Genomic DNA, 7,140 nt, shown 5'->3' with positions numbered 1-7,140 from the left:
GTGCCCCACGCCGTCCAGGAGCCGCCACTCGTAGGGCGCCACCACGTATCGGCCTGAGCCCTGGGCGGTGCGCGGCAGGGACGCCTGGTCGAGCGACGAGGTCAGCCGGCGCGGCGGAGGCGGCGGAGCATGCCGTCGAGGTCCTGGACGAAGAGTTCGTGCCGGAAGTAGTGGCCCCCGGGAACCTCGCGCCACTCGTGGGGGATGCCGGCCCGGGCGAGAGCCGCCCGGAACTCGCGCTGGCCGGCCAGCACCTGGGTCTCGTTGACCGTGTCGAACCAGTTGACCGGGTCGGGCGAGGTGCCGGCGGCGAGGAACACGCGCTTGTTGTGGTAGCTGCCGATGCGCTGGACGGGGTTGTCGGCGCTGACCCGTGCCTCGTCCCACAGCGGTGCGCCGTAGACCGTGCCGCCGCCCAGGTCCAGCGCCGCCGAGGTGGCGTTGGCCCAGTGCACGACCAGGCCGAAGTCCCGGCGCAGGCTGGCCGGGCCGGAGTGTGAGCTGACCGAACAGAAGTGGCCGTAGTACTTCGCGGCGTACTTGAGGGCGCCGAACCCGCCCATCGAGAACCCGGCGACCGCGCGTCCGTCGTACTCGGGGAACGTGCGGAAGTTCGACTCGATCCACGGCAGCAGTTGCGCCATGTGGAAGGTCTCCCAGTTGCGGGGGCCGGTGTTGCTGTGCACCGGGTTCGAGTACCAGCCGGTCGAGGCGTCCGGCATGACGACGATGATCTCCCGGCCGGCGGTGAGGTTGACGATGTTGTCCTGCAGGTGGAAGGTGCGGAAGTCGGCTCCGCCGCCGTGCAGGAGGTACAGCACCGGATAGCGCCTGCCGCTGGTGTGGTAACCGTCGGGCAGCAGGACGTTGACCGCCGGGTCCCACTCGATGGCGGCGGTGGCGAAACGGTAGTACTGCAGCCGGCCGGGGTTCTCGTTGCGGTCGACGATGTGCAGGCCGTGGCCGTCGACAGCGGCGACCGCGGGGGACGACGCGGAGAACGCCCCGGCGAACGCTCCGGCGGCGGCGACTCCCGCCGTGCCGGCCAGCAGTCGCCGGCGGCTCACTCGACGACGAACGTTGCCACTGTCGCTCATGGTTTCCCTCCACTGCCGGGGCCGCGTCGACCCGGCGTGACGACTGGTGCGCGCCCGCCTCCGTCCGGCGGGCTCACGCCGACGCGACGAACTGACTGACGTGGTACGCGGTGCTCCGGTTGTCGGGCGTCCTGGTCCACTTCGACACCATCAGGTGCAGGTCGTTGGCCCGGCGGCTGGACCACGGGTGGATGAACCCGCCGTAGAGCCCGGGCTCCTGCCACGGCGTGACCTGGACCTTCTCCGCCGTCCAGACCTGGTCCGGCCCGCCCGCCGTGCGGGTGACGATGCAGCCGGTGGCGCAGTTGAGGTAGGACATCACCCAGGTGCCGTCGGCGAGCCGCCGCACCGACGGCTCGCCGAACCGGCCGGTGAGGATCGGGGTGCACGGGCGGCCCCAGCCCCAGTTGCTGCCGTTCCAGCCCCAGCCCTCGTAGGACTCGGGGTAGAAGAGCCGGTCCCAACGGACGCGACGCAGCATCATCGGGCCGTCCTGCCGGCCCGAGCGCACCGAGAAGACGTACACCCAGTCTCCGTCGCGCTGCATCGTCCACATCTGGAAGGGGTCCGTGTTGGCGCCGTCGTTCCACCACTTCAGCGGCGTACGGACGAAGTCGTTGCCGTTGTCGCTGTAGGCCAGCCCCGCGTAGCGCGACCGCCAGTGCGGCCCGGCGGGGCCGGCGGAGTTCCAGTTCTCGATGCTCATGTACGAGATGAGCTGGCGGCCGGTCTCGGGGAAGCTGATGCCGTCGTTGGGGATGACGGTCACCTCCCAGAGGCCGTCGATACCGACACCGTTGTGGCCGTTGTGCATCAGCTCGGGAGCCCGCCCGTTGCCGGCGACCCGGGCGGCGCTGTCGAAGACGATCCCACCGCTCGCCCCGGGGTGGACGGAGGAGCGCAGCATCACCGGTGAGCGCCAGTCGTTGGGCAGCGGCGGGCCCTCCGGCCACGGCGTGTTGAAGGTGTCGCCGAACAGGTAGCCGATGGAGCCGTTCTCCAGCACGTACGGTATGCCGAGGTCGGTGCCGGCGACCTGCCACCGGTGGTTGGTGTCCAGGTCGGCGCCGGTGAGGCGCTTCTTCCAGTAGGCGGCCTGGGCCGCGCCGGGGGCCAGGGTCGGCGCGACCGCGGCGGCCGCGCCGACCACGGCGACCTTTCCGAGCAGTGAGCGGCGGTTGATCGTCATGACCGTCCTTGTCGCGGGCGTGCGGCGGGCAGGGCGGAGAACTGCGGCGCCGGAACGGACGCCAGTCTGATCAAGCGATCTTCATCGATGTAAGGCTGCAAACTACGGCCACCGGCCGGCGGAGTCAAGCACGCTCCACCGCCGAAGGATGTTTGCGGGGCGCTAGTGACACCCTGCCGGAAACTTTCGTCGACCCATTGACAGGCGTCACGGCGCTTCTCCAGACTCGCGGCCATCGGAGCCCCGAACGCCCGCGCTCCGAGCACCGTCCCGACCGACCGGCGGGCCGGCGCGACCGCGGATCGCGCAGCCCGTCCCCGCAGCCGCCGCCACCGCAGCGAGGAGCCGTCAGTGCGTACCGTAGGCATCGTCCGTCGACTGGGCGTGGCGCTCGTGGCCGCCGTGGTGACGTGGGCGGCGCTGGCCGTGGTGGCGGGCGTACCCGCCGGCGCCGCCGCGCCCACCTTCAAGGCCCCGTTCCCGTGCGGGCAACGGTGGACCTACAGCCACCACAGCAGCGAGGTCCGCCAGGCGCTGGACTTCGTCCGGGCCGACGGCGGGGTCACCGGCGGCACCCCCGTCCTCGCCTCGGCAGCCGGCACCGCCTACCGCTACTCGCAGCCCAGCGGCGCGGGCAACTACATCGCCATCGAGCACGGCGGCGGATGGAAGACCTACTACTTCCACCTCGCCGCCTACTCGGTGGCCAACGGCGCGACAGTCGCCCAGGGCCAGCAGATCGGGCTGACCGGCAACACCGGCAACTCGTCCGGCGCGCACATCCACTACGAGCAGCTGTACAACGGCGTCGGGCAGACCATCGTCATCAACGGCATCTCCCTCGCGCCGTATCCGGGCTCCTACCACCAGCGCTACCTCACCAGCGACAACTGCGGTCGCCCCGCCGAGCCCGTCGCCGGTCGGGCGTTCGTCTCCGGCGACGGGCAGCACGTCGTGGCGGTGGGTGCGGCGGGGTCGTTGGTGAATCTGTCGTGGTCGCCGGGTGCGGGACTGGTGCGGGCGGACTGGGGCGGGGGCCCGCTGACGGGCAAGGCGGTCGGATATTCGCACGCCAGCCAGCAGCACGTGTTCGCGCGGGGGAGCGACAACACGTTGCGGCACTGGTGGTTCGGGCCGGGCATGGCCTCTCCTGGCATGGACGACTGGAACACGGTCGGGCGGGTGACGTCGAATCCGACCGGCTTCGCGTACGGCAGTCAGCAGCACGTGTTCTACCGCAATCCGGAGGGGAACCTGGAGCACCGCTTCTACGACCTGAACACGGGTCAGGTCGCCGGTGGGGTGTGGCCGGGTGGTGGGTTCGTGGGGAATCCGTACGCGTTCGTGCATCGGGACCAGCAGCACGTCTTCGCCCGCACCGCCTCGGGTGGCCTCATCCACTGGTACTGGTGGCCGGGCATCAACCCCGCTACGGACAACTGGGGTGTGACCTCGGGTGTGGCGTCGGACCCGACCGGGTTCTCCTACGGCGGAAACCAGCACCACGTGTTCTTCCGCAACGCCGACGGCGGGTTGCAGCATCGGTTCTTCGACGATCCGTCCGGCACGCTCAACGGTGGTGTGTGGCCGGGTGGTGGGTTCGTCGGTAACCCGCACGCGTTCGTGCACCGCGATCAGCAGCACATCTTCGCCCGGACGGCATCGGGGGACCTGGTCCACTGGTACTGGTGGCCCGGGATCAGCCCGGGCGTCGACAACTGGGGCGCCCTCGGTGTGGTGACCGACGACCCGGCGGGCCTGTCGACCCCGAACCAGCATCACGTGTTCTACCGGACGACGAACGGCACCCTCGAGCACCGCTTCATCGACGACACCACCGGCCGACTCGCCACCGACAACTGGGGCGGAGCGCTGTAGGGAACCGGCCGGGACGTCTCCGGCCCGACCCGGTCACCCTGCTCAGACGTCGACGACCAGGCGCATCGTGACGGTGTCTCCGACCACGAGCCCTTCGGCCTCGCGCACCCCGGCCTTCACCGGCACGAGGTAACGCCCGTCCTTGGGGAACAGCGACGTCCGCCACCCGGTGCCCCCGATCCGGGCCGTCACCGGGATCATGCCCCAGCCGTAGCTCACGGACGCGCAGGTCGCGTTCAGCTCGCGGGAGTCGTCCTCCGGCACGGTGACGAAGTGCCAGGGCGCGGGGCCCCTCCAGAAGAACATCTCGCCGTTGAACTCCACGTCCATCGGCTCAGCATAGGACCGCGAACTCGTGCGGCGGCGGGCCGAGGCTGCCGGTGACGGCGTCGCGACGGCAACCCGGCCCGGCCACGCCTACCAGGGGCGGAGTGTCACCGGCAGCGCCACACCACCGGGACGGCCCGGGGACCGCCGACCGACCCGCCACCCGCGACGAGGCGACCCTCCCGACTGATCGCCACGGCGTAGTTCGACATGACGGTGTCGTGGTCGTGCAGGTCCGGCAGCGTCACCATGCCCTGGTGGCTGGCGAGCAGTCCCTGCCCCTCCCGGCTACCGACGAGCCAACCGTCGGCGCTGACGCCGCGACCGCCCATGCGCATCTCGGGGAAGGTCTGGACCTCGCCGGTGCGCAGGTTCCACCGCGTCGGGACGAGTCGGTGCACGCCCATGTCGCGACGGCGTAGGTGACGACGAGGGCCCTCGTCGGGTCCGTCGGTCTGCCCGCTGCCCGCCCGCTCAGCTCCCGGACAGCGCGGCGCGCGACGCCGCGACGATCGCCTCCACCCCGATCCCCGCCTGGTCCATGAGCTGGCTCGACGTCCCGGAGGTGGGCAGGCCGCGGACGGCCAGGTGCGTCACCCGCACCGGCTCGGCGAGGTCGGCCAGCGACTCCAGCACCGCCGAGCCGAGGCCACCCTCCGGGTAGTGGTCCTCCACCACCACCAGCCGGCCGCCGGTGACCCGGACGGCGTCCAGCAGCCGCTGCCGGTCCAGCGGCTTCACCGAGTACAGGTCGATCACCCGGGCCGCGACGCCCTCGCCCGCCAGCCGGTCCGCGGCGGCGAGGCAGTTGTGCACCGTCACCCCGGCCCCGACCAGCGCGACCCGGTCGTCGTCGCCGCCGCGCAGCAGCTTGCTGCCGCCCACCGGGAAGTCCTCGTCGTTGCCGTACAGGACGGGGTACGCGCCCCGGGTCGTCCGCAGGTAGGTGATGCCCCCGCAGTCGACCATCTCCCGCACCAGGGCCGCGCAGGACACGGCGTCGCTGGGGTAGAGGACGGTCGACCCGTGGACGGCGCGCATCGCCGCCAGGTCCTCCAGCCCCATCTGCGAGGGGCCGTCCGCCCCCACCTCCACCCCCGCGTGCGAGCCGGACAGGGCGATGTCGGCCCCGGAGATGCCGGCCATCCGGATGAAGTCGTACGCGCGGGAGAAGAAGGCCGCGAAGGTCGAGGCGAAGGGCCGGTACCCGCGTACCTGCAACCCGACCGCCGCGGCGACCAGCTGCTGTTCGGCGATGAACATCTCGAAGAACCGGTCGGGATACTCCCCGGCGAACCGGTCGGCGCGCGTCGAGTCGCTGACCTCGCCGTCCAGCGCGACCACGTCCGGCCGGGCGCCCAACGCGCGCAGCGCGTCGCCGTAGGCGTTGCGGGTGGCGACCTTCGCCCCCCGGTCGTACCGGGGCAGCTCCGGTGGCGTGCCGGCGGGAGCGGCGGGCGGCGGAGCGGCCTCGGGGCGTGGGCCGGTGACGCGGATCTGGCGTACGCCGCCGAGCGCGTCGACGGCGCGGTCGGCCAGGTCGGGCTTGAACGGCTTGCCGTGCCAGCCCGGCTTGTTCTCGACCTCGGGTACGCCCTTGCCCTTCACCGTCCGGGCGAGCACCACGGTCGGGCCCGTCGCCTGCCGGGCGCGGCCCAGCGCCTCGTCGACGGCGGCGAGGTCGTGACCGTCGACGACGACCGCCCGGCAGCCGAACGCCTCGACCCGCCGCCGGTAGGTGTCCAGGTCCCATTCCAACTCGGTCGGCCCCCGCTGCCCGAACCGGTTCACGTCCACGATCGCCGTCAGGTTGCCGAGCCCGTAGTGGCTCGCCTTGTCCAGCGCCTCCCAGATGGAGCCCTCGGCCGTCTCGCTGTCCCCGCACAACACCCAGACGTGGTACGGCAGCCGGTCGAGGTACCGGCCGGCCAGCGCGATCCCGACACCGACGGGCAGCCCCTGGCCGAGCGCGCCCGTGGCCACGTCGACCCAGGGCAGCGCCGGCGTCGGGTGCCCCTGCAGGCGCGAGCCGAACTGGCGGTAGGTCTCCACCAGTTCCTCGTCGCTGATCACCCCGACCGCCTTGAAGACCGCGTACAGCAGCGGCGAGGCGTGGCCCTTGGAGAAGATCAGGTGGTCGTTGGCGCGACCGCCCGGATCCGACCAGTCGTAGCGCAGGTGCCGGGTGACCAGCACGGCGAGCAGGTCCGCGGCGGACAGGCTGGAGGTCGGGTGACCGGACCCGGCCCGGGTGCTGCACCGGATCGCGTCCACCCGCAACTGCGCGGCGAGCTCGCCCAGCTCGGTGATCTCGTCGGCGCGGATGCGCTCTGCTTCCATCGTCACCGGCATCGCCTCCAGCGATCGGCCTTCCCCGGCCCGGTGCTGCCGGACCGCCCGGCCCACGGCCGGGCAGCCCCCGCCGGCCTGCTCCCCGTACCGTAGCCAGGAAACCGGCCCGGCGTCCGGCAACCACCGATCTGCCCCGAGGGGTCGTCGGCGGCCGACCGGGCGGCCGCCGGGAGGCAGGACTATCCGGCGATCCGGCTGCCTCGGCGGAACCGGGTCGCGTGGGTGTTGCACCAGTGGCTGGCCCACTCGGCGAACGACTCGTTCAGCCACAGGTCGTTCCACCAGCGCATGGTGACC

7 protein-coding genes and 1 pseudogene are annotated in these 7,140 nt (G+C 72.0%); 1 reads left to right on the top strand and 7 read right to left on the bottom strand.

Features of this window, described 5'->3' with window-relative positions:
• The 3 genes and pseudogenes from AB0L34_RS32050 to AB0L34_RS32040 all read right to left on the bottom strand — a co-directional run.
• Nucleotides 1-108: pseudogene (locus tag AB0L34_RS32050) on the bottom strand (alpha/beta hydrolase); the annotation flags it as partial.
• Nucleotides 102-1,097, bottom strand: coding sequence for an esterase family protein (locus tag AB0L34_RS32045; RefSeq protein ID WP_363709199.1), 996 nt, complete (start codon nt 1,095-1,097; stop codon nt 102-104). The gene AB0L34_RS32045 and the pseudogene AB0L34_RS32050, both read right to left, overlap by 7 nt.
• 73 nt (nt 1,098-1,170) lie before the next feature.
• The gene (locus AB0L34_RS32040; protein ID WP_363709197.1) at nt 1,171-2,286 is read right to left on the bottom strand and encodes a DUF4185 domain-containing protein; all 1,116 of its coding nucleotides are present in this window, start codon (nt 2,284-2,286) and stop codon (nt 1,171-1,173) included.
• A 405-nt stretch (nt 2,287-2,691) separates the two neighbouring features.
• Between AB0L34_RS32040 and AB0L34_RS32035 the strand changes: the two genes are divergently transcribed.
• Entirely contained in the window at nt 2,692-4,164 is a 1,473-nt protein-coding gene (locus tag AB0L34_RS32035; RefSeq protein WP_363709206.1) for a peptidoglycan DD-metalloendopeptidase family protein, read from the top strand.
• 42 nt (nt 4,165-4,206) lie between these two features.
• Here the strand turns inward: AB0L34_RS32035 and AB0L34_RS32030 are convergent, their stop codons facing one another.
• From AB0L34_RS32030 to AB0L34_RS32015, 4 genes are all read right to left on the bottom strand, one after another.
• Entirely contained in the window at nt 4,207-4,494 is a 288-nt protein-coding gene (locus AB0L34_RS32030; protein WP_363709195.1) for a DUF1905 domain-containing protein, read from the bottom strand.
• Between the two features lie 104 nt (nt 4,495-4,598).
• Entirely contained in the window at nt 4,599-4,898 is a 300-nt protein-coding gene (locus AB0L34_RS32025) for a hypothetical protein (RefSeq protein WP_363709193.1), read from the bottom strand.
• Between the two features lie 67 nt (nt 4,899-4,965).
• Nucleotides 4,966-6,831, bottom strand: a complete 1,866-nt coding sequence (locus tag AB0L34_RS32020; protein ID WP_363709204.1) for a transketolase — start codon at nt 6,829-6,831, stop codon at nt 4,966-4,968.
• Between the two features lie 191 nt (nt 6,832-7,022).
• The gene (locus tag AB0L34_RS32015) at nt 7,023-7,133 is read right to left on the bottom strand and encodes a hypothetical protein (protein ID WP_363709201.1); all 111 of its coding nucleotides are present in this window, start codon (nt 7,131-7,133) and stop codon (nt 7,023-7,025) included.
• Between the last annotated feature and the right edge of the window lie 7 nt (nt 7,134-7,140).

Source organism: Micromonospora sp. NPDC052213, from assembly GCF_040679695.1.
GTDB lineage: Bacteria > Actinomycetota > Actinomycetes > Mycobacteriales > Micromonosporaceae > Micromonospora.
The sequence above is the reverse complement of the archived record's forward strand: the minus strand, read 5'-3'. Positions and strand labels throughout refer to the sequence as shown.

Excerpts from the sequence above, each read along its gene's own strand:
- AB0L34_RS32045 (WP_363709199.1), bottom strand. The coding sequence starts at position 1,097 with ATGAGCGACAGTGGCAACGTTCGTCGTCGAGTGAGCCGCCGGCGACTG.
- AB0L34_RS32040 (WP_363709197.1), bottom strand. The coding sequence starts at position 2,286 with ATGACGATCAACCGCCGCTCACTGCTCGGAAAGGTCGCCGTGGTCGGC.
- AB0L34_RS32030 (WP_363709195.1), bottom strand. The coding sequence starts at position 4,494 with ATGGACGTGGAGTTCAACGGCGAGATGTTCTTCTGGAGGGGCCCCGCG.
- AB0L34_RS32025 (WP_363709193.1), bottom strand. The coding sequence starts at position 4,898 with ATGGGCGTGCACCGACTCGTCCCGACGCGGTGGAACCTGCGCACCGGC.
- AB0L34_RS32020 (WP_363709204.1), bottom strand. The coding sequence starts at position 6,831 with ATGGAAGCAGAGCGCATCCGCGCCGACGAGATCACCGAGCTGGGCGAG.
- AB0L34_RS32015 (WP_363709201.1), bottom strand. The coding sequence starts at position 7,133 with ATGCGCTGGTGGAACGACCTGTGGCTGAACGAGTCGTTCGCCGAGTGG.